Origin of the sequence: Micromonospora sp. WMMD714, assembly GCF_029581315.1 — a bacterium.
GTDB classification, from domain to species: Bacteria; Actinomycetota; Actinomycetes; order Mycobacteriales; family Micromonosporaceae; genus Micromonospora; species Micromonospora rifamycinica.
In genome coordinates this window covers 6,536,419-6,557,004 of the sequence record NZ_CP120744.1, presented here as the reverse complement: position 1 = coordinate 6,557,004, position 20,586 = coordinate 6,536,419, and the positions used below count along the sequence as shown (strand labels likewise).

The following is a 20,586-nucleotide window of genomic DNA, read 5'->3' as shown; positions in this document are numbered from 1 at the left end:
TCGCCCGGCGATCGGGGGGACCTGCTCGGGCGTCCGGGGGTAGATAACCGACCCGGTGGCGACCGCATTCCGCGATCGGGGTTCCGGGGCCGTCCCCGCGGCTGGGGGAGTGGCGGTGGTATGCCAGATACAACGCCCCGCCCCCGGCGGCGATTCCGCCGTGCGGGTGGCCCCGGCCACGGGACGATCGGGCACGAACGGGTTTGTCCGGTGCCGGACCTCAGGCCGGAACCGGACGTCCGGGCGGTTACCGGACCCGGTGTGATGGGTGACGGATCCGGCTCAGTCGGCGCGGATCAGGTCGACCACCGCGTCCCGGGCCGCCCGGACGGCGTCGCGGGACTGCTCCGTGTGGTCCAGGATGTCGAAGGCGTGCTGGCCGTCCGGCACCTCCACCAGGCGCACCGGTCGACCGACCCGGTCGGCGGCGTCGAGGAACGCCGCGATGCCGGCCAGCAACCCGGGGAGCTGGTCCTGCCCGGCCCGGGTCAGCACCACCGGCGTGGTCGAGCCGGCACCGAGGGCGTCGAGGGGCAGGAACCGGGGCGGCACCTCCCAGCCGGGCAGCGGGACGAGCAGCGGATAGGTCAACGCGATCCCCCGCACCCAGGCCGGCGCGGCGCGCAGCCAGTCGGCCGACAGCAGGCCCCCGCCGGAGAAGAACCAGAGCACCACCCGTTGCGGGTCGACCCGGGGATCGGCCCGGACGGTCTCGACCAGTCCGGCGATGTCGTCGGCGGTGGCGGGCAGCGCGGCCAGGTCGGTCACCCGGTAGCTGAGCAGGGCGGCGACCAGGCCCTGCTCGGCGAGGAGCGCCCCGTAGCCCCGGTAGAGCAGCCAGTCCCGGGGGTCCGGCGCGCCCGGCGGCAGCGGAGCGCCGTGCACCACGACCACCACCGGGTGCGGGCCGGGGCCGGCCGGCAGGTGCAGGTCGACCCGGCCGTGCCGCTCCACCGGCGCGGCGGGCGGTGCCAACACGAAGGGTTGCTGCTCGACCGCATTTTCCATGCCGGGGAGCCTAACCGTCCACGGCCCGTCCGACCGCCCCGTCACCGACCACCGTGGACACCGCGCGCGGTCGACCGGTCACCGACCGCCCGGGGCGGTCAGGCCGGGTCGTCGCCGGACCTCGCGGCCTGGGCGTGCCGCTCGCGCAGCCGGTCCCGGATCTCCTCCGGGGTGTACGCGCGACGCCGCCGTTCGGCGCGGGCGACGACCACCCCGGTCGCGGCGACCCCCGCGAGACCCGCCAGGCCGAGGACCTTCCACCACTGCATCCGTTGCCGCATCGGCCTAGGGTAGACGCTCATGAGCATCAGCCTGGACGAGGCCGTCGACCTGACCCGTACCGGTGACGTGTGGGTGTTCCGGGGCCGCAGCGTGCCGGACCGGGCCATCCAGTTCACCACCAACAGCCCCGTCAACCACGTCGGCATGGCGGTGGTGCTGGACGACATGCCGCCGCTGATGTGGCACGCCGAGCTGGGGCGGTCGCTGCGGGACATGTGGACCGGCACCCACCAGCGCGGTGTGCAGCTGCACGACCTGCGGGACGCGGTCTGCGTCTGGGCCAACCGGTACGGCCAGCGGGCCTGGCTGCGCCAGCTCGAACCGTCGGCCGACCCGGCGATGGAGCAGGCGGTGCTGCGGACGGTGGCCCGGCTCGACGGCACCCCGTTCCCGTCCACCGCCCAGCTGGCCCTGCGGTGGGCCAGGGGACGGGTGCCGCACCTGCGACTGCCGGTGCCGGGTCGACGGGACCGGGGCGACGGGCGGGCCGACCGGCCGGTCGGGGACCGCGCGCTGGAGACCGCGTACTGCGCCGAGGTGGTGGCGGTGACCTACGAGGCGATGGGGTTGCTGCCGGCCGGTCGTCGACCGAACTGGTACGACCCCGGCCGGTTCTGGAGCGGTGACGACCTCGACCTGACCGGTGACGCGCGGCTCGGCGCGGAGATCGAGGTGCACGTCCCGCCCCGCTGAGGCCCGCCGGTGGCGGGAGTCCGTCGGCGGCGGGAGGTCCGTCGGCGGCCGATGGCGGGAGGAGGTTTGCCGGCGGCCGGTGGGGGCAATTGGTGACGCCGTGAGAGCCTCCACCGACCTCGATACGCTGAGCGACTTCTTCGACCGGTACGGGGTGGCGCTCACCACCGGCGACGTGCCCACCATCGCCGGCTGCTACGCCCTGCCGGGGCTGGTGGTCGCCGACACGTACAGCTTCTCGTTCAGCACGATGGCCGCCGTCGCGCTCTCCTTCGTCGGGGCCGCACCGGACTACCAGGAGCGGAAGCTGGTCGCGGCGCACGCGCTGATCGAGGAGGTGGAGCCGGTCTCGGCCCTGCTGACCATGGTCGCCGTGCGGTGGGAGTTCCTGGACAGCGAGGGCCGGTCGGTGCCCGGGGAGCGCTACCGGTACCTGCTGCGCGGCACCGAGGACGGCCCGGCGATCTGCACCGTCATCCGGACCGGCTGACCGGCCGCCGGCTTCCCGGCCTGGTGACCGGCTTCCCGGCCTGGTGACCGGCTTCCCGACCGGCTTCCCGGCGCCCTGACCGGCGTCCCGGCCCCCGGTGATCATCCGTACTGGACGGTCGCTAGTCTCTGGGCACGGGGCCGACCGAGGAGGATCATGCCGGGCACGCGCTGGACGCGGTGGACCGCTCGGGTGCCGCACGTGGTCGCGGTGCTGCCCTGGATTCTCGCCTCAGCCGCGGTGATCGTTCTGATCTTCCTGCTGGTGACGGCGATGGTGGCGGTCTTCGGCCACGACCGTTACGCCGAGCACGGTCCCGGTTCGCGCAGCGAGGCCGTCATGGTGCCGGGGGTGCCGGTGGCGACCACGTCGGTCCTGCCGTCGCCGTCGCCCACCCGGACCAGGCGGGAGTCCGGCGGCCGGCCCGGCGACGCCGTGCCCCCGGCCGGGCGGCCGCCCGCCGCGTCCCGGTCGGCGACGCCGTCGGCCTCCGGGTCGCCGTCGACCGCACCTCCCTCGCCGACGCCGACCAGGCTGCTCAACGACGACGACCCGGGGATCTCGTACCGGGGCAGGTGGGCGGTGTCGCGGGGTCGACCGTTCGGCGACCACCGTGACGACGTGCACTACACGGTGCACGACGGGGACTCCTTCAGCTTCACGTTCACCGGTACCGGGCTGGACTACATCACCTCGCGTGACCCCGAGTACGGGGACGCCGACGTGTGGGTCGTCGACGCCGGTGGTCGGCCGGTGCGACAACAGCGGGTGAGTGCGCGGGCGGACCGTTACCTGCCGCAGCAGACGGTCTTCAGCGTCCGGGACCTGCCCCGGGGGACGTACACCCTCTGGGCGGTGAAGCGCAACGGCGTCTACTTCCAGGTGGACGCGCTGCGGGTGCGCGGCTGATCCGGCGAACTGTCCGGTTAGGACAAACTCCGGACGTTGGGTACTTTCCGACAATCGCCTGAATCGTTACTCTTCTCGGACGGGGCCGACCAGGGAGGGTCATGTCCGGCATGCGTCGCGCGCAACCGCGGGCACACGGAGCGGGTGCGCTGGCGTCGTCGCCATGGGTGGTGGTCGGCACGGGCGCGCTGGTGATGGTCGTGCTCCTGATCGTGGCGCTGGCGTCGTACCGCAGCCGTGGGCCGGCCTTCGACGCCCGGCCGGTCGACCCGATGCCCACCTATCCGCTGTCCGAGTCGACGGCCACCAATCCGGCACGGGTGGCGGCGAACCTGCCCGAGCCGGTCGTCCCCGGGTTGACGCCCCGCCGCACCGATCCGCCCCCGGACGGACCGTCCGACGACGTGGCGTCGGGTGTGCCGTCGACCGGTGGCGAGGCGGTTCCGCCGCCGGCCGGCGGGGTCGTCGCGCCGCCGGTGGCCGAGACCGCGCCGGCCGGGCCGACCACGGCACCTCCGCCGCCGCCACCGCCACCGCCGCCGTCGTCGTCGATGAGCGGCCGGTTCCGGGTGATGGACAGCTGGAACAACGAGGCGTTCATCGGCGAGGTGCTGCTGTACAACCGGGACCGGGTGTCCCGGCCGTGGACGGTCCGGCTGGTCCCGCCGCCCGGCAGCCGGCTGGTCACCTCGTGGGTGGAGGGTGCGCCGCAGGGCAGTTCCCGGATGTCCGGCGGGGTGTTCACGTACACCAGCGGGGTGAACGTCGGACCGGGCGCGTCGGTGCCGTTGCGGTTCCACTTCGAGCACACCGGGGGCAGCATCCGACCGTCACGCTGCACTGTCGACGGGGTGGCCTGCTCCGGTCTCTGAGGGCGCGACGCCGTCCGGGTCTCTGCAAGGTTGCTGCTTTGTTGCGACTTGGTTTGCAAGGTATTGCAGAACGTTTCAGCAAGGGCTAGCGTGCGGGCGAATCACGACCATAGGAAGGCCGTCGATGAAACCCCCGCTGCCGCGCAAGGCGCTGCTCGCCCTGGTCTCCACCCTCACCCTCGCCCTCGTCGGCCTCCCGGTCGCCGTCCGTAACCTCGGTGCCGACGCCACCGACCGGCCGTCCACCGTCGACGCCCTCGCCGCGGCCGGCGCCGCCCAGTGGGGTGCCGAACCCACCACCGAGGCGCTGCTCGCCGCCGGCACCGGCCGGGGCCGCGCCGAACAGTTCTACTTCGTCCTGCCGGACCGGTTCGCCAACGGCGACCGGCGCAACGACACCGGCGGCCTGACCGGCGACCGGCTGCGCACCGGCCTCGACCCGACCGACAAGGGCTTCTACCACGGCGGCGACCTCAAGGGCGTGATCGACAAGCTCGACTACATCCAGGGTCTCGGCACCACCGCCATCTGGCTCGCGCCGGTCTTCAAGAACCGTCCCGTCCAGGGCAGCGGCGCGGACGTCTCTGCCGGCTACCACGGCTACTGGATCACCGACTTCACCCAGGTCGACCCGCACTTCGGCAGCAACGAGGAGATGAAGCGGCTGGTCCGGCTGGCCCACCAGCGCGGCATCAAGGTCTACCTCGACGTCATCGTCAACCACACCGCCGACGTCATCAAATATGCCGAGGACGGGTACGCCTACGTCGACAAGAAGACGTCGCCGTACACCGACGCGCAGGGGCGGGAGTTCGAGGACCGCAACTACGCCGACGGCACCCGGGACTTCCCCCGGGTGGACACCGACGCCGGCCCGTACACACCGACCTTCGCCAGCCCCGCCGACGCGGGCGTCAAGGTGCCGGCCTGGCTCAACGACCCGACGATGTACCACAACCGGGGCGACTCCACCTTCGCCGGCGAGAACAGCGAGTACGGCGACTTCTTCGGCCTCGACGACCTGTGGACCGAGCGGCCCGAGGTGGTCCGGGGTCTGACCAAGGCGTACGGCGACTGGATCGCCAGCACCGACGTCGACGGTTTCCGGCTGGACACCGTCAAGCACGTCAACCTCGACTTCTGGCCGCAGTTCAGCCAGGGCATCAAGCGCGCCGCCGACAAGGCGGGGAAGAAGGACTTCTTCATGTTCGGCGAGGTCTACAGCGCCGACCAGGAGGTCACCTCCACCTACGTGCGGCGCGGCGGGCTGCCGGCCACCCTCGACTTCTCCTTCCAGGAGGCGGCCCGCGCCTACACCGCCGCCGACGGCCCGGCGAAGGCGCTCGCCGACGTCTACGCCAAGGATTCGCTGTACGCCGCGCGGGACACCGACGCCGGCCGGCTGACCACCTTCCTCGGCAACCACGACATGGGCCGGATCGGCTCGTTCATCGCCGCCGCCGGGGGTGACGACGCCCACCAGCTCGGCCGGGACCGGCTCGCCCACCAGCTGATGTTCCTCACAAGGGGCCAGCCGGTGGTCTACTCCGGCGACGAGCAGGGCTTCACCGGGCCGGGCGGGGACAAGGACGCCCGGCAGGACATGTTCGCCACCCGGACGGCGGACTACCTCGACGACGACCTGATCGGCACCACCCGCACCCACGCCAGCGACCAGTTCGACACCAGCCACCCGCTCTACCGGACCATCGCCGAGCTGGGCCGGCTGCGGGCCGCACACCCCGGTCTGCGCGACGGCGTGCAGGTCACCCGGTACGCCGCCGACGGGCCGGGCGTCTTCGCCTTCTCCCGGATCTCCCCGGCCGACCGCACCGAGTACCTGGTGGCGGTGAACAACGCCGGCACCCCGCAGACTGTCCGGGTGGACACCTGGTCACCCGGCACCACCTTCACCGGCATCTACGGCGGCGCGGCCACCCCGACCGCCGGCACCGACGGACAGCTGAGCCTGACCGTGCCGGCCGGGTCGGCCGTGGTGCTCCGGGCCGCCCGGCCCGTCCCGCAGGCCGCCGCCAAGCCGACCGTCACCCTCACCGGGCCGGGCACCGACCCGGTCGCCACCCGGGCCGCCGTCACCGCGCGGGTGACCGGTGACCCGCTGGCCACCGTGACCGTCGCCGCCCGGGTCGCGGGCGGGAAGTGGACCCTGCTGGGCAGCGCGCACACCGCGCCGTACACCGTGCACCACGACCTGACCGGGCTGGCCGGGGGCACCCGGGTCGAGTACAAGGCGGTGGTCCGCGACGGGAAGGGCCGCACCACCGCCACCCGGTCGACCGCAGTGGTCGGCACCCCGGCGCAGGGCGCGTCCCGGGACTGGCTGGTGGTGCACTACCAGCGCCCCGCCGGCGGCTACGCCGACTGGGGGCTCTACGCCTGGGGCGACATCGATCCGGCGTACGTCACGCAGTGGCCGGCCGGGCAGCCGTTCGCCGGGGAGGACTCGTACGGCCGGTTCGCCTGGGTGAAGCTCAAGCCCGGGGCGAAGTCCGTCGGGTTCCTGGTGGTCGACAAGGCGGGCACCAAGGACGTCGCCGACGACCGCACGATCGACGTGACCGCCACCGGCGAGGTCTGGGTCAAGCAGGGCGACCCGGCGCTCTATCCCACCCGGCAGGCCGCCACCGGCGAACCCGACCCGCCCGTCGACCCGGGCACCGCGCTCATCCACTGGCGCAAGGCCGACAACGACTACGCCGGCTGGGGCCTGCACGTGTGGGACGGCGCGGCCACCCCGACCGACTGGGCCAGCCCGCTGCCGCCCGAGAAGGTGGACTCGTTCGGCGCGGTGTTCCGGGTGCCGCTGGCGGCCGGCGCGACCGGGCTCAACTACATCATCCACCGGGGCGACACCAAGGACCAGCCCGACGACCAGCGCCTCGACCTGACCGGGGTCGGCCACGAGGTCTGGCTGCTGGGCGGGGTGCCCGGCCGGCTGCTGCCCCCCTCGGCGGTCGGCCCGGCGAAGCACGTCGACATCACGAAACAGCAGGCCAAGTGGATCGACCGGGGCACCGTGGCCTGGTCGACCGGCCCGACCGACGGCAAGGCGTACGCCCTGGTGGCGGCACCGGCGGGCGGGCTGGGCGTGGTCGACGGCGAGCTGTCCGGGACGTACACCACGCTGCCGTTGCGGGCGCAGCGCAACGGGCTCACCGAGGCCCAGCGGGCGGCCTTCCCGCACCTGTGGTCCCACCAGGCGTTCCGGCTCGACCGGGCCGACCTGGCGAAGGTGCCGGCGGCGCTGCGCGGGCAGCTCGTGGTGACCGAACGCGACGCCCGGGGCGCGCTGCTCGGCGCGACCGGGGTGCAGATCCCCGGCGTGCTCGACGACGTGTACCGGGCCGCCACCGACGCCACGCTCGGCGTCACCTTCGCCGGCAGGGTGCCCACCCTCGCGGTCTGGGCACCCACCGCCCGGACGGTCGCGCTCGAACTGTCCGACACGCCGTCGGCGCCGCCGCGCACGGTGGCGATGCGCCGCGACGACCGTACCGGCGTCTGGTCGGTGCGCGGCAGCCGCGACTGGACCGGCCGCTACTATCGCTACCGGGTGGAAGCCTGGCAGCCGGCCGCCCAGAGGGTCGTCACCGCGTCGGTCACCGACCCCTACTCGGTGGCGCTCGCGGCGGACTCCACGCACAGCCGGATCGTCGACCTGACCGACCCGGCGCTCGCCCCGCCCGGCTGGTCCGGGCTGCGCAAGCCGGCCGCGCCGCCCGCGTCGCAGGCGCAGATCTCCGAGCTGTCGGTACGCGACTTCTCCATCGCCGACACCACCGTCCCGGCCGACCGGCGGGGCACCTACCTGGCCTTCACCGACCCGGGCACGGCCGGCATGAAACACCTCAGGGCGCTCGGCGACGCCGGGGTCGACTACCTGCACCTGCTGCCGGTGTTCGACTTCGCCACCATCCCCGAGAAGCGGGCCGACCAGCGGCAGCCCGACTGCGACCTGGCGGCGCTGCCCCCGGACTCCGACCGGCAGCAGGCGTGCGTCGCGGCGGTCGCCGACACCGACGGCTACAACTGGGGGTACGACCCGCTGCACTACACCGTCCCCGAGGGCGGCTACGCGGTCGACCCGGACGGGGAGCAGCGGACCACCGAGTTCCGCCGGATGGTCGCCGGGATCAACGGCGCCGGCCTGCGGGTGGTGCTCGACGTGGTCTACAACCACACCTCCGCCGCCGGCACCGACGCGAAGTCGGTGCTGGACCAGGTGGTGCCCGGCTACTACCACCGGCTGCTCGACGACGGCACCGTCGCCAACTCGACCTGCTGCGCCAACACCGCCCCCGAGCACGCCATGATGGGCAAGCTGGTGGTCGACTCGCTGGTCGTCTGGGCGAAGCAGTACAAGGTGGACGGCTTCCGGTTCGACCTGATGGGCCACCACCCCAAGGCGAACATCCTGGCCGTCCGGGCCGCGCTGGACCGGCTGACCCCGGCCCGCGACGGCGTCGACGGGAAGAAGATCCTGCTCTACGGCGAGGGCTGGAACTTCGGCGAGGTCGCCGACGACGCCCGGTTCGTCCAGGCCACCCAGGCCAACATGGCCGGCACCGGGATCGGCACCTTCAACGACCGGCTCCGCGACGCGGTCCGCGGCGGCGGCCCGTTCGACGCCAACCCGCGCGTGCAGGGCTTCGCCTCCGGCCTCTACACCGACCCCAACGGCGACCCGGTCAACGGCACCGCCGCCGAGCAGCAGGCCCGGCTGCGCCACCAGCAGGACCTGATCAAGGTGGGGCTGACCGGCAACCTGCGCGGCTACCGGTTCACCGACTCCACCGGCCGGAAGGTCACCGGGGCGCAGGTGGACTACAACGGCTCGCCGGCCGGCTACACCGCCGCCCCCGGCGAGGCGGTCACCTACGTCGACGCGCACGACAACGAGATCCTGTACGACGCGCTGGCCTACAAGCTGCCGACCGGCACCTCGGCGACGGACCGGGCCCGGATGCAGGTGCTGGCCCTGGCCACCACCGTCCTCGGGCAGGGCACCGGGTTCGTGGCGGCCGGCTCCGAGCGGCTGCGCTCGAAGTCGCTGGACCGCAACTCCTACAACTCCGGGGACTGGTTCAACCAGATCCGCTGGGACTGCACGCAGGGCAACGGGTTCGGCGCGGGTCTTCCCCCGGCAGCGGACAACCAGGACAAGTGGTCGTACGCGAAGCCGCGGCTGGCCGACCCGTCGCTGGTGCCGGACTGCGCCGCGATCGACCTGGCCGACGCCCGGTACGCCGAGCTGCTGCGGATCCGGCGCTCCTCGCCGGTGTTCGGGCTCTCCACCGCCGAGCAGGTGCAGCAGCGGGTCGCGTTCCCGCTGTCCGGCGTCAGGGAGACCCCGGGGGTGCTCACGATGACCCTGGACGCCCGCGGGCTGGGCGGCCGGTGGAGGTCGGTGACCGTGGTCCTCAACGGCACCCCGACGGCGGCGAAGCAGACGGTGACCGGGCTGCGGGGCACGGACACCACCCTGCACCCGGTGCTGGCCGACTCGGCCGATCCGGTGCTGCGGACCGCCTCGTTCGACCGGGCGGCGGGCACCTTCACCGTGCCGGCGCGCAGCGTGGCGGTCTTCGTCCAGCGCTGACAGCGACGACCGGCCCCCCTCCGCGTGGTGCGGAGGGGGGCCGGTTCGCGTCCTGCCCGGTGTGCCGCCGTCACCGGCCGCACGTCATCCGAGGATGCTCAGCCGAAGCAGTTCGGGATGGTGTCGCCCGGGATGGCCAGGCAGTTCGTCGGGCGGTTCGCGACGATCGCGGACCGGTTGTCCACGTTCACCGCGCCCTCGAAGGTGAACACACCGCCCGGAGCGAGGGTGGCGAAGTTGTTGGCGACCTTCGTCCGGCTGAGGTTGACCTCGCCGAAGATGTTGAAGATGCCGCCGCCGACGCCGATCGGGCCGAGCGCCCGGTTGGCGACGATCTCGGACTCCCGCACCGTGGTGACGCTGTCCGCGTTGAACAGCCCGCCGCCGAAGAAGCCGGCGGTGTTCTCCTTGAGGTGGCTCTTCTCGATGGTGACCGCGCTGTCGAAGGCGACGGCCACGCCGCCGCCGACACCGGCGGTGCTGTTCTTGGCCACCGTCGAGTCGTGCACGTTGACCTGGGCGTCCGCCGCCGCGAGACCGCCGCCGGCGAGCACGGCGGTGTTCGACAGCAGCTCGGTGTAGCGCACCGTGGTGTTGCCCCCGATGTCGAGCATACCGCCACCGAAGCCGAGCGTCTCGTTGTCGGTGATCTTGGACTTCTCGATCAGGACGGTGCCGCCGTCGACGTCCTCGGTGAAGATCTCCGCAGCGCCGTTGGCGACCCCGCCGCCACCGACGATGGCGGTGTTGTCGGTGATCGTGGACTCGTCGACCGTGAGCAGGCCGGCGTTGAAGATGCCCCCGCCGAAGAAGAAGGCGGTGTTGTGGGCGATCTCGCTGTGCCGCAGCGACGTGGTGCCGAAGTTGGCCAGCCCGCCGCCGTTGCCGCCGGACTGGTTCAGCACGACCGAGGTGTCGAACAGGTTGGCCGCGCCACCGGGCTGCACCAGGATGCCCGCGCCGTCGTTGACGCCCGGCTCCTCGACCAGCGTGGTGACCTTGCCCGCCTTCGCCTTCGGCGCGGCCTTCACGGCGGCCTTGCGGGCGGCCTTCGGCGCGGCCTTCAGCCCGGCCTTCGGGTTCGCCTTGCGGGCGGCGAGCGCCTGGGCCAGCGGGGTGCCGGCCTTGACCTGGGCGGCGAGCGCCTGGGAGTCCGAGTAGGCCCCCCAGACCGCTGCCGGCGAGACCGGCTGCAACGCCTCGATGGTCTGCCCACCCTTGATGGTCAGACCCTTGAGGTTCAGGTGACCACCCGGACCCACGTTGAGGATCCGGAAGTACTCGGCGGTGGCGTCCCGGGTGATCGTGGTGTGCTCACCCCGCAGGGTGATGTCCTGGGTGATCACCGGCAGACCGTTGCCGTCCTGGTTGCGGGTCAGGTTGTAGGTGCAACCCTTGGCCAGGTCCAGCACGCCACCGTCGCGGCTGTTGGCGAAGACGATGGCCTGGATGAGCCGGTCGGTGTCACAGGGCACCTCCTTCCCCCGTTCGTGGTCCTTGCCGTCGCGGTCGTCCTTGCCGCCCCGGTCCGGACCCTCGTCGCCACGACCCTCGTCGCCGCGACCCTGGTCGCCGTCCTTGGTGACCTGCTGAGTGGTGTTCCACGTCAGTCCGCTCACCCCGACCGCCCCGGCGCTGCCGGCGAACCCGACCGCGGCGAGACTGACCACACCTGTCAACCCGGCGACGCCACTGGCGAGCCAGAGCTTGCGACGGCTCCTGCTCCCCGTCGCCCGCGCGGAGGCTTCGTTGTTCGTTAGGTAGTTGGACATCGGAGCTCTCTGCCCTCTCCTCGTACCAGACAGGGTCGCCGCGCCTGAGCGGACGTCCCCTGCTACAAATCGGTTGTAGCTCCCGAAAGACACGGTATGAGAAGGTTCCTCGCTATGAGGGCAAAGCCGAAGAAAGCCCGCTTTGGGGACGCCGGTCCTCGGTCAGGCGCATTCTCGGACGGCCGGGCGTCACCTGCCCACCGCCACCCGCCGACGCAAGACCGTGCTGAAAGCACGACGTAGTGGCCTCCGTAGTGCCGAAGCACGCAGATGATCGTGGGCCGCTCACTCTGGCGTCGGCGCGCACCCGCCGTCGTGGCCGGCGGGGCGCCCGCAGCGACCGGCCGGGTATGGGCGGGGGCCGGGGCCGTCGAGCGGGGCGTCGCACCAGATCCGGGTACGGGTGGACTGCCGGTCCTCCTCGGAGAGGGTGGTCTCGCCGAAGTCCATGGCGAGCACGTGCCCGAGTGAGCGGCGTAACGCCATCGCCAGGGCGGCGGCCTCGTCGGCGCTGGTCAGCCTGGTCGGCAGGTGGATGATCCAGCACGGGTCGGTCACCGGGGCCACCCGCTGTTCCGGGCCGTCCGGATCCGGAGACCGCGCCACCGACGGGTGCCGAGGGTGCCGGCGCGGACGCGCTGCGGCAGCAGCAGCCCGGCTCGATAGATCATCCTGTCTCGCCCTTCCTCGTCCGTCGGGGTGTACCGGGCGCATCAGGCGATCACGATCCTGATCGAGACCGGTGATCTATACGGTCATCAGGGCTTGGGCGTCTTCGTTTCGGACACTCCCAGGTAACGAGAGGGTAAGTGTGAGCCGGAAGCGGCGGCTGATCACCCCGAGACAGGAAGCGCCCGACCGAGGTTGGGCCCGCTTGGCGATCATGGAGTTGTGGTGCCGATTTTGGGGATTTTGCGGGCGTTTTGTTACCCACCGCAACTCCATGATCGGCGAGGCAGCGCTGGTTGACGAATAGTCGTTCCACTTGCGCAACGGTGTTGTCCATGACGTAGTGGCCTCGTGACGGTGGGATGCCACTGAAACATGGATCGAGCACGATCATGGGGCTGTTCCGTCTCGTCGCCACGGCTGCGCGGGGGGTGTGGGCGTCGGCGGGCCCGGTCGTGGAGTGTTCGTCCGGGCGCGACAGCGCGCAGGGCAAGGCTGGGGAGCTACGGGATCCGGAGCGGGTGGGCGACTGCGGCCCTGCCGCCGGTGCGTGTCACCCCATCGGGGAACGCCTCCGGCGGCGGGGCCGCTGCGGATGGTGCTGGGCTCGGTCGGGTCAGCCGGGGAGGCGGGGGCCTGCCTCGCGCTGCTCGGCCAGCCAGGTCTCCACCTCGTCGGAGCGCCGGGGCAGCCCCGCCGACAGGTTCACCGAGCCGGTCGCGGTGACCAGGATGTCGTCCTCGATCCGGACGCCGATGCCACGCAGCTCCTCGGGGACCAGCTCGTCCTCCGGCTGGAAGTACAGCCCCGGCTCGACGGTGAGCACGTAGCCCTCGCCCAGCGCGCCGTCGCGGTACTTCTCCTTGCGGGCGTTGGCGCAGTCATGCACGTCGATGCCGAGCATGTGGCTGGTGCCGTGCAGCGTCCACCGCCGGTAGACCGTCGAGGTCGGGTCCATCGCCTCGTCGACGCTCACCGGGAGCAGGCCGAGGTCCTTCAACGCCTCGGCGAGCACCCGCATCGAGGTCAGGTGCACCTCGCGGAACCCGATCCCCGGCTTGATCGCGTCGATGCCGGCCTGCTGGGCGGCGTACACCGCGTCGTAGACCTGGCGTTGCAGCGGGGTGAACCGGCCGTCGACCGGCAGCACCCGGGTCACGTCGGCGGTGTAGAGGTTGCGGTTCTCCACGCCCATGTCCATCAGCAGCAGCTCACCCGGGCGGGTCGCGCCGTGGTTGTGCACCCAGTGCAGGATCGTCGCGTGCTCGCCCGCGCCGACGATCGAGCCGTAGCCGACGTCGTTGCCGTCGTGCCGGGCGCGCAGCGCGAAGATCCCCTCCAGCAGCCGCTCGGAGACCCCCCGGTCGGCCGGCAGCGCGCGGGCCACGTCCTCGAAGCCGCGTACCGTGGCGTCGACCGCCTCCTGGAGCTGGGCGACCTCCCACTCGTCCTTGACCAGCTTCAGCTCGGCGATCGTGATGGCCAGCTCCCGGTCCCGGGCCGGCTGGCCCTCCTCGCGGGGGCCGTCCCACGGGCGCACCGCCGCGTCCACCCGCTGGTCGAAGCCGCGCAGCACCCTGGTCCGCCCCGGCGCCATCCGGGCCAGCGCGCCGTCCAGCGCGGTCAGGTCCTCGGTGGCCAGGCCCAGCTCGGTGGACTTCTCGGCCAGCGTGTGCCGCCGGCCCACCCACAGCTCACCGTGCCGGCTGCGGAAGAACTCGTCGGTCTCCCGCGAGGACCGGGGGCGCATGTACAGCGTCGCGTCGTGCCCCGAGCCGTTGGGCCGCAGCACCAGGACGCTGTCCGGGTCGTGGTCGCCGGTCAGGTACGCGAAGTCGCTGCCCGGCCGGAACGGGTGGTCGGTGTCGTTGGCGCGTACCTTCTCGGTGCCGGTGGGGATGACCAGCGTCTCGCCCGGGAAGGCCGCGGAGAGCGCCTCCCGCCGCTTGGCGTGGTGCGGCACCTCCGGCCGGGGGCCGACCGGCAGGCTGGTGTCCCGCCATCCCTTCCGCATGAAGGACAGGAACGCCTCCGGGAAGTCCGGGTCGTGCGATTCGGTGCCGTCCGCCGGCTTGCCGTCCGTCCGTTCCTCGGCCATGTCGGCTCCCTTCGCCTCGTCGCTCGTCCAGACGGTACTCCGGCTCCGGCCCGACAGGGTGCCTGCGGTCCCGCACCCGACGCTCCGCCGCCCGGCCGACCCGCCGCGACCCGCCGCCCGCTCGCCCGTCGCCTGCTCGACACGCCGCCCGCTCGGCCCGTTGCCGCCCGGCCGGCCCGTGGCCCGCCCGGCGCGGGGGCGGGCGGGGCGGATCGTGTCGGGCGGAGAGGGACAGGGTGTGCGGTGCCGCACGGCCGCGTCGGGCCGCGTGGAAAGATGGCGGCCATGTGCGGACTCCTGGCCTTCTTCAGCGCGAACGGCAACGCCGCCGCCCACCGTGACAACATCGCGGGGGCGTTGGAATGCCTGCACCACCGCGGACCGGACGAGACAGGGGTCGAGGTGGTCGGCGACGCCACCGGCCACTACGCGGACGGGGTGTTCGCGCACAAGCGGCTGGCCATCATCGACGTCGCGTCCAGCCACGAGCCGTTGCCCTACGCCAACGGTCGTTACCTGCTCACCTTCAACGGCGAGATCTACAACTACATCGAGCTGCGGGAGGAGCTGACCCGGAGCTTCGGCGCCCAGTTCGCCACCGCCGGTGACGGCGAGGTGATCGTCGCCGGCTACCACTACTGGGGCGAGCAGGTGCTCACCCGGCTGCGCGGCATGTTCGCCTTCGTCATCTGGGACCGGCAGGAGCGCCGGGCGTTCGGTGCCCGGGACTACTTCGGCATCAAGCCGCTGCACTACCTGGAGACCGCCGACGGCCTCTACCTCGCCTCGGAGAAGAAGGCGCTGCTGCCCTTCGCGCACTCCTACTACCAGGGCGACGCCGGGATCGACACCGCCAACCTCAGCCACTACCTGACCCTCCAGTACGTCCCCGAGCCCGGCACCCTGCACCAGGGCATCAGCCGGATCGGTTCCGGGGAGTACCTGAGCTGGTCCCCGGGGGGCCGGTTGGACGTCCGGCGCTGGTACCGACCGGTGTTCCGGCCCGCCCCGGTCGCCGACGAGCAGCGGCTCTACCACGAGATCCGGGAGACGCTGCGGGAGAGCGTCCGGATGCACATGCGTTCGGACGTCCCGGTCGGCTCGTTCCTGTCCAGCGGCATCGACTCGACCGCCGTGGTGGCCCTGGCGCGTGAGTTCAACCCCAACATCCTCACCTTCACCGTCGGCTACGACGTGCCCGGCTACTCCGAGATCGACGTGGCCCAGGAGTCGGCCCGGCACCTCGACGTGACCACCATCCCGACCAAGATCGGGCCGCAGGACATGATCGACGCGCTGCCGAAGATCGTCTGGCACCTGGACGACCCGGTGGCCGACCCGGCGCTGGTGCCGCTCTACTTCGTCGCCAAGAAGGCCGCCGAGCACGTCACGGTGGTGCTCTCCGGCGAGGGCGCCGACGAGTTCTTCGGCGGCTACACCATCTACCGGGAGCCGCTCTCCCTCGGCACCGTCAACGGCCTGCCCGGCGGGGTGCAGAAGGGCCTGCGCGCGGTCTCCAAGGCGATCCCGCAGGGGGTCAAGGGCAAGAGCTTCCTGGAGCGCGGCACCACCCCGATCGAGCAGCGCTACTACGGCAACGCCCGGATGTTCACCGAGGAGGAGAAGCAGCACCTGCTGCGCCGCTACGACCCCTCGGTGCGCTACACCGACGTCACCGCCCCGATCTACGCCGAGTGCACCGAGCTGGACGACGTCACCAAGATGCAGTACGTCGACCTCTACACCTGGCTGCGCGGCGACATCCTGGTCAAGGCGGACCGGATCTCGATGTCGCACTCGCTGGAGGTGCGGGTGCCGTTCCTGGACCGGGCGGTCTTCGACGTGGCGGCCACCATCCCGGTCGACCTGAAGCTGCCGCCCCGCTCCGACGCCACCAAGTACGCCATGCGCCAGGCGTTGCAGGGGGTCGTGCCGCCGGCCATCGTCAACCGTAAGAAGCTGGGCTTCCCGACCCCCACCCGGGTCTGGCTGCGCGGCGAGATGTACGAGTGGGCCCGGCACGTGCTGTCCACCTCCGGCGCCGGCGACCTGATCGACCTGTCGTACGCGATGCGGCTGCTGGAGGAGCACAAGCGGGAGGAGGCGGACAACTCCCGCAAGGTGTGGACGGTGCTGATCTTCTGCATCTGGCACGCCATCTTCGTGGCCAAGACCCTCGACCCGGGCATCCAGCGCAACCAGTCGGCCCTGCTCACCAAGCCGGTGGTCGGCAGCATGGTCCGCTGACCGGTCCCGGTGGTGACCGGCGCACGCCGGTCGTCCGACGAACGCAGGCCCCCGCCCCGAAGGGCGGGGGCCTGCGGCCTTGTCAGTACCCGGTCACCGGCCGGAGCAGGTGATCGTGGGCAGCCCGTTGGTGCCGGAGCTGCTCGCCGTGAAGCCGAACGTGGCCGTCCTCTCCGGCTCGATCGCGCCGTTGTACGCGGCGTTGGTGACGGTCACCGTCGACCCGCTGGTGCTCAGCGTGCCGTTCCAGACCTGCGAGATCACCTGGCCGTTGGGCCAGGTCCAGCTCGCCGCCCAGCCCCCGTACGTGCGGGTGCTGTGGTTCATGATGGTGACCTCGCCCTGGAAACCGCCGTTCCAGGCGCTGACCACCTTGTAGACCGCCATGCAGTTGCTGTTGCCCGGCGGCGGGGTCGTGGTCGGCGGCGGGGTCGTGGTGGGCGGCGGAGTGGTGGTGGGCGGCGGGGTGGTGGTGGGCGGCGGGGTGGTCGGCGGCGGCGTGGTCGGGTTGTTGCCGCTGCCGACCCCGGTCACCTGGCCGTTGCCACCGTCGAAGGTGACGTCCGAGCAGCCGAAGAAGTTCTCCTGGCTGTCCGAGCGGACCCAGCGGGAGTAGATGATGTGCCGGCCGGACTTGCCCGACGGCAGGTTCCCGCTGAAGTAGTAGTGCCCCTCGTTGGTGCCCGACGCGCCCCGCTGCGGCGGGTTGGTCACCGTGAGGAACGGCTCCTCCAGGTCGCTCCAGGCCAGCGGCCGGGTCGGGCTCCAGCTGTCCTTCGTCACGTAGAAGTAGAAGGTGCCCGGGTGGTGCGCCCAGTTGCTGTACTTGAAGTCCAGCCGTGCGCCGGACGTCAGGTGGGTCAGCGGCCAGTCGGTGCGGGCCAGGTCGTACCCGGCGAAACCGGTGTTGCCGCCGCTGCACAGCTTGCCGTCGGGGATGAAGCCGACGGTACGGCCGCCGGCGTCCGAGCGGAGCACGCTGAACCAGTTGTAGAGCGAGTTGGTGCCGCTCTGGGCGACGGCGGCGGAGCAGGCCGGGTTGTTCGGCCTGATCTCGCCGGTGGGGCTGAGGCCGTCCTGCCAGCACAGGTAGGTCCGGCTGCCCGGAACGATCGGCGTGCCGTGCGCGGCGGCCGGTTCGGGCTGCACCGTCAGGGCGACGGCCCCGAAGGCGAGGGTGGCGGCCGCGGTGAACAACGCGGCCGTACGAGAACGGAGCACGAGCTTCTCCTGATCCGCGGGGTGGCGTGAGCGCCCGCCCCGCACAAGGTGGGGATGCGTCGGTCGCGGCTCTGGCCGGCGGCCCGACAGGGGCCGACGGACGCGTGCCGTCGGCGGTCCGTGCCCACGGACCGGTGCCTCTCGCGTCTGACCCCAGCTGATCGCCGAGCGGATGCGGCAGCCCTCCGCGCCGGCCCGGCACACCAATACCATCACGCCCGGACGAACCATGCAATAGTCGTTGCTCGATGGGTGAGATTCTGTTGCCTGGCCGGCCCCGATCGGCGTGGGCCGTTGTGCCAGCCTGATAGGCGGACGACGACGCGCTGGGAGGCGACGTGGGATACGCGGTGGTGCTCGGCGAGGCGCTGATCGACCTGCTGGACGCCGAGTGCGAGGGGCGGCCGGTGTTCCGGCAGGCGATCGGCGGCGGCCCGCTCAACGTCGCCGTCGGGGTGGCCCGGCTCGGCGGCACGGCCCAGTTCGTCGGCTCGCTCGGCGACGACGTGCTCGCCGACCGGATCCGCGACTTCCTGGCCGCCGCCGGGGTCGGGCTGACCGGGACGGTCACCGTCGCGGCGTCCACCACGCTGGCGGTGACCACGCACACCGGGGCCGAGCCGGACTTCCGGTTCTACGGCGACCCACCGTCGTACGGCCTGCTCGCCGCCGACGGCCTGGACGTGGCGCTGGTCGAGGGCGCGGACGTGCTCTACTGCGGCTCGATCGTGCTGTTGCGCCCGGCCACCCTGGCCGCCGCCCGCCGGGCCTGGTCGCTCGCGCCGGGACTGCGGGTCTTCGACCCCAACGTCCGACCCCGGCTGCTGTCCGGCCCGGCGGAGCTGGCCGCTCTGCGGGAGGTGGTGGTGGAGTTCGCCGCCGGGGCGCACCTGGTGAAGCTCAGCGCCGCCGACGCCGCGCTGCTCTGGCCCGAAGAGCCGGTCGAGGGCGTCGCGGCGTACCTGCGGGAGCTGGGCGCGGGCACGGTGGTGGTGACCCTCGGCGCGGACGGTGCCCTGGTCGCCGCCGGCCCCGACCCGGTCCGGGTGCCCGCGCCGAAGGTCCGGGCGGTGGACGCCACCGGTGCGGGGGACTCGGTGATGGCGGCGCTCATGGCCGAGCTGCTGGCCGACGGGGCAGCGACCGGGCCGGGCGACTGGCACCGACGGGTGGCGTTCGCGCTGCGGGTCGCCGGCCTGGTCTGCGAGTCGCCGGGCGGGGCGGTCGCCATGCCCACCCGGGACGAGGTGCGTCACCGCTTCGGCGACTGACCACGGCCCGCGCCACCCGGCCCGGCCGCCCGCGCCGCTCCGCCGGTCGCCACCCGGCCCCGACCTGCCGCGCCGCTCCGCCGTGCGGCCCGGCCGCCCGCGCTGTCGCGCCGGCCGGTCAGCCGGCGGCCGTCAGGGGGCGCCGTCGAGTTCGCGGTAGCCCCGGCGGGCGGCGGTGAGGCCGGGCCGGGCGCCGAACGGGGAGTCCGCCGCCACCCGCTCCGGCGGTGCGCCGCCGGTGTGCGCGGCCCGGATCAGCCAGGCCAGCTCGGCCAGCCGGGCATGCTGGGCACGGACGAACTCCACGTCCACCGGCGTGCCGTGGCCGGGCACCACCACCGTCGCCGGGGTGGTCGTCCGCAGCAGCTCGGCCACCGCGTCCGGCCACTGCAACGGGTACGACTCCTCGAAGGCCGGCGGCCCGGACTGCTCCACCAGATCCCCGGCGACCAGCACGTCGGCGTCCGGCACGTGCACCACCAGGTCGGCGTCGGTGTGCCCGTGCCCCGGGTGCCGCAGCACCACCCGCCGGCCGCCGACGTCCAGCACCGTCTCGGTGTGCACGGTGTGCGTGGGGGCCAGCAGGGTCGTCCCGGCCAGCTCGGCGGCGAGCGCGGGGTGGTCCGCCCGCATCTCCTCGTACGCCGCCCGGCGCAGCCGGTCCGGCCGGTCCCGCAGCGCCGCGGCGGCCCGCTCGTGCGCGTACACCGGGCGGGGCGGGTCGGCGGCGAGCGTGGCGTTGCCGAAGCAGTGGTCGAAGTGGTGGTGCGTGTTCACCAGCGTCCACGGGTGCGGGGTGACCGCCCGTGCCGCGGTGGCCAGCGCGGTGGCCTGCCCGGCGGTGGACAGGGTGTCCACCAGCAGCGCCGCGCCGTCGCCGACCACCAGCGTGACGTTGACGTCGAGCAGTGGCTCCCGCAGCACGTGCACCCCGTCGGCGACCGGTACGAAGCGGAACGTCATGACGGCACCCGCGCCGCCCGCTCGACGAAGCGCTGCCGGTCGACCAGCGCCCGCTCGATCCGCCCCGAGGCCACCGTGACGTCGCCGTCGGTGACCGTCACCTCGAACAGCAGCCGCCGCCCGTGGGCCTCGGCCAGCCGGGCGTGGGCCACCACGGTCCGCCCGACCGGGGTGGCGGCCAGGTGCGCCAGCTCGACCCGGACGCCGACCGTGGTCCGGCCGGCGGGCATCCCGGCCGCCGTCGCGGCCACCGTGGCGGCCTCGGCGAGGGCGAGCACCCGGGGGGTGCCCAGCACCGGCACGTCACCGGAGCCGACGGCCCGCGCCGTGTCGGCGTCGGTGACGGTCAGCTCGACCCGGGCGGCCAGCCCCGGCGGGAACGGTGCGTCCGGCTGTTCCAGCATGGGGACCAGCCTAGTGGGCGGGCTACCGCCGCCGGCCGGGAGATCGACGGCCCGGCCGTGCCGCGAC

The 20,586-nt window shown here is 72.9% G+C and carries 15 protein-coding genes; 7 read left to right on the top strand and 8 right to left on the bottom strand.

Annotated elements, in window-relative coordinates; all coding sequences use genetic code 11:
* Positions 1 to 282: 282 nt before the first annotated feature.
* Together O7625_RS27810 and O7625_RS27805 are read right to left on the bottom strand one after the other, a co-directional pair.
* The gene (locus O7625_RS27810) at positions 283 to 1,008 is read right to left on the bottom strand and encodes a hypothetical protein (protein ID WP_282342760.1); all 726 of its coding nucleotides are present in this window, start codon (positions 1,006 to 1,008) and stop codon (positions 283 to 285) included.
* A 98-nt stretch (positions 1,009 to 1,106) separates the two neighbouring features.
* Complete coding sequence (locus tag O7625_RS27805) at positions 1,107 to 1,289, bottom strand: hypothetical protein (RefSeq protein WP_067311079.1); 183 nt, start codon at positions 1,287 to 1,289, stop codon at positions 1,107 to 1,109.
* Between the two features lie 19 nt (positions 1,290 to 1,308).
* Here O7625_RS27805 and O7625_RS27800 point away from each other — a divergent pair, with 19 nt between their 5' ends.
* The 5 genes from O7625_RS27800 to pulA all read left to right on the top strand — a co-directional run bounded on the left by O7625_RS27800 (position 1,309) and on the right by pulA (position 9,874).
* Positions 1,309 to 1,983: a hypothetical protein gene (locus tag O7625_RS27800; protein ID WP_282342759.1), complete on the top strand. Its 675-nt coding sequence runs from the start codon at positions 1,309 to 1,311 to the stop codon at positions 1,981 to 1,983.
* 100 nt (positions 1,984 to 2,083) lie between these two features.
* Positions 2,084 to 2,473, top strand: a complete 390-nt coding sequence (locus O7625_RS27795; protein ID WP_282342758.1) for a hypothetical protein — start codon at positions 2,084 to 2,086, stop codon at positions 2,471 to 2,473.
* A 156-nt stretch (positions 2,474 to 2,629) separates the two neighbouring features.
* Complete coding sequence (locus O7625_RS27790; RefSeq protein WP_282342757.1) at positions 2,630 to 3,382, top strand: hypothetical protein; 753 nt, start codon at positions 2,630 to 2,632, stop codon at positions 3,380 to 3,382.
* Between the two features lie 101 nt (positions 3,383 to 3,483).
* A complete protein-coding gene (locus O7625_RS27785; RefSeq protein WP_282342756.1) occupies positions 3,484 to 4,254 on the top strand; it encodes a cellulose binding domain-containing protein in 771 nt (256 codons plus the stop codon).
* Between the two features lie 124 nt (positions 4,255 to 4,378).
* Positions 4,379 to 9,874: a pullulanase-type alpha-1,6-glucosidase gene (gene pulA, locus O7625_RS27780; protein ID WP_282342755.1), complete on the top strand. Its 5,496-nt coding sequence runs from the start codon at positions 4,379 to 4,381 to the stop codon at positions 9,872 to 9,874.
* A gap of 98 nt (positions 9,875 to 9,972) precedes the next feature.
* On the opposite strand, the gene O7625_RS27775 is transcribed toward pulA, so the two are convergent.
* The 3 genes from O7625_RS27775 to O7625_RS27765 form a co-directional block, all read right to left on the bottom strand.
* Complete coding sequence (locus O7625_RS27775; protein WP_282342754.1) at positions 9,973 to 11,646, bottom strand: right-handed parallel beta-helix repeat-containing protein; 1,674 nt, start codon at positions 11,644 to 11,646, stop codon at positions 9,973 to 9,975.
* Between the two features lie 285 nt (positions 11,647 to 11,931).
* Complete coding sequence (locus O7625_RS27770) at positions 11,932 to 12,213, bottom strand: hypothetical protein (protein WP_282347111.1); 282 nt, start codon at positions 12,211 to 12,213, stop codon at positions 11,932 to 11,934.
* Positions 12,214 to 12,931: 718 nt separating this feature from the next.
* The gene (locus tag O7625_RS27765; RefSeq protein ID WP_282342753.1) at positions 12,932 to 14,413 is read right to left on the bottom strand and encodes an aminopeptidase P family protein; all 1,482 of its coding nucleotides are present in this window, start codon (positions 14,411 to 14,413) and stop codon (positions 12,932 to 12,934) included.
* A 285-nt stretch (positions 14,414 to 14,698) separates the two neighbouring features.
* Here O7625_RS27765 and asnB point away from each other — a divergent pair, with 285 nt between their 5' ends.
* Positions 14,699 to 16,660: an asparagine synthase (glutamine-hydrolyzing) gene (gene asnB, locus O7625_RS27760; protein ID WP_282342752.1), complete on the top strand. Its 1,962-nt coding sequence runs from the start codon at positions 14,699 to 14,701 to the stop codon at positions 16,658 to 16,660.
* 93 nt (positions 16,661 to 16,753) lie between these two features.
* On the opposite strand, the gene O7625_RS27755 is transcribed toward asnB, so the two are convergent.
* Complete coding sequence (locus tag O7625_RS27755; protein WP_282342751.1) at positions 16,754 to 17,881, bottom strand: lytic polysaccharide monooxygenase; 1,128 nt, start codon at positions 17,879 to 17,881, stop codon at positions 16,754 to 16,756.
* A gap of 338 nt (positions 17,882 to 18,219) precedes the next feature.
* Between O7625_RS27755 and O7625_RS27750 the strand changes: the two genes are divergently transcribed.
* A complete protein-coding gene (locus O7625_RS27750; RefSeq protein ID WP_282342750.1) occupies positions 18,220 to 19,152 on the top strand; it encodes a carbohydrate kinase in 933 nt (310 codons plus the stop codon).
* Between the two features lie 132 nt (positions 19,153 to 19,284).
* On the opposite strand, the gene O7625_RS27745 is transcribed toward O7625_RS27750, so the two are convergent.
* The gene (locus O7625_RS27745; RefSeq protein WP_282342749.1) at positions 19,285 to 20,115 is read right to left on the bottom strand and encodes an MBL fold metallo-hydrolase; all 831 of its coding nucleotides are present in this window, start codon (positions 20,113 to 20,115) and stop codon (positions 19,285 to 19,287) included.
* Positions 20,112 to 20,519: a hotdog domain-containing protein gene (locus O7625_RS27740; RefSeq protein WP_282342748.1), complete on the bottom strand. Its 408-nt coding sequence runs from the start codon at positions 20,517 to 20,519 to the stop codon at positions 20,112 to 20,114. The genes O7625_RS27745 and O7625_RS27740 overlap by 4 nt, the downstream gene beginning before the upstream one ends.
* Positions 20,520 to 20,586 lie beyond the last annotated feature (67 nt).

What these genes read in the sequence shown, in the direction of transcription:
- O7625_RS27805 (WP_067311079.1), bottom strand. Translation starts at nt 1,289, where the DNA reads ATGCGGCAACGGATGCAGTGGTGGAAGGTCCTCGGCCTGGCGGGTCTC.
- O7625_RS27800 (WP_282342759.1), top strand. Translation starts at nt 1,309, where the DNA reads ATGAGCATCAGCCTGGACGAGGCCGTCGACCTGACCCGTACCGGTGAC.
- O7625_RS27785 (WP_282342756.1), top strand. Translation starts at nt 3,484, where the DNA reads ATGTCCGGCATGCGTCGCGCGCAACCGCGGGCACACGGAGCGGGTGCG.
- asnB (WP_282342752.1), top strand. Translation starts at nt 14,699, where the DNA reads ATGTGCGGACTCCTGGCCTTCTTCAGCGCGAACGGCAACGCCGCCGCC.
- O7625_RS27740 (WP_282342748.1), bottom strand. Translation starts at nt 20,519, where the DNA reads ATGCTGGAACAGCCGGACGCACCGTTCCCGCCGGGGCTGGCCGCCCGG.
- O7625_RS27775 (WP_282342754.1), bottom strand. Translation starts at nt 11,646, where the DNA reads ATGTCCAACTACCTAACGAACAACGAAGCCTCCGCGCGGGCGACGGGG.
- O7625_RS27810 (WP_282342760.1), bottom strand. Translation starts at nt 1,008, where the DNA reads ATGGAAAATGCGGTCGAGCAGCAACCCTTCGTGTTGGCACCGCCCGCC.
- O7625_RS27745 (WP_282342749.1), bottom strand. Translation starts at nt 20,115, where the DNA reads ATGACGTTCCGCTTCGTACCGGTCGCCGACGGGGTGCACGTGCTGCGG.
- pulA (WP_282342755.1), top strand. Translation starts at nt 4,379, where the DNA reads ATGAAACCCCCGCTGCCGCGCAAGGCGCTGCTCGCCCTGGTCTCCACC.
- O7625_RS27790 (WP_282342757.1), top strand. Translation starts at nt 2,630, where the DNA reads ATGCCGGGCACGCGCTGGACGCGGTGGACCGCTCGGGTGCCGCACGTG.
- O7625_RS27765 (WP_282342753.1), bottom strand. Translation starts at nt 14,413, where the DNA reads ATGGCCGAGGAACGGACGGACGGCAAGCCGGCGGACGGCACCGAATCG.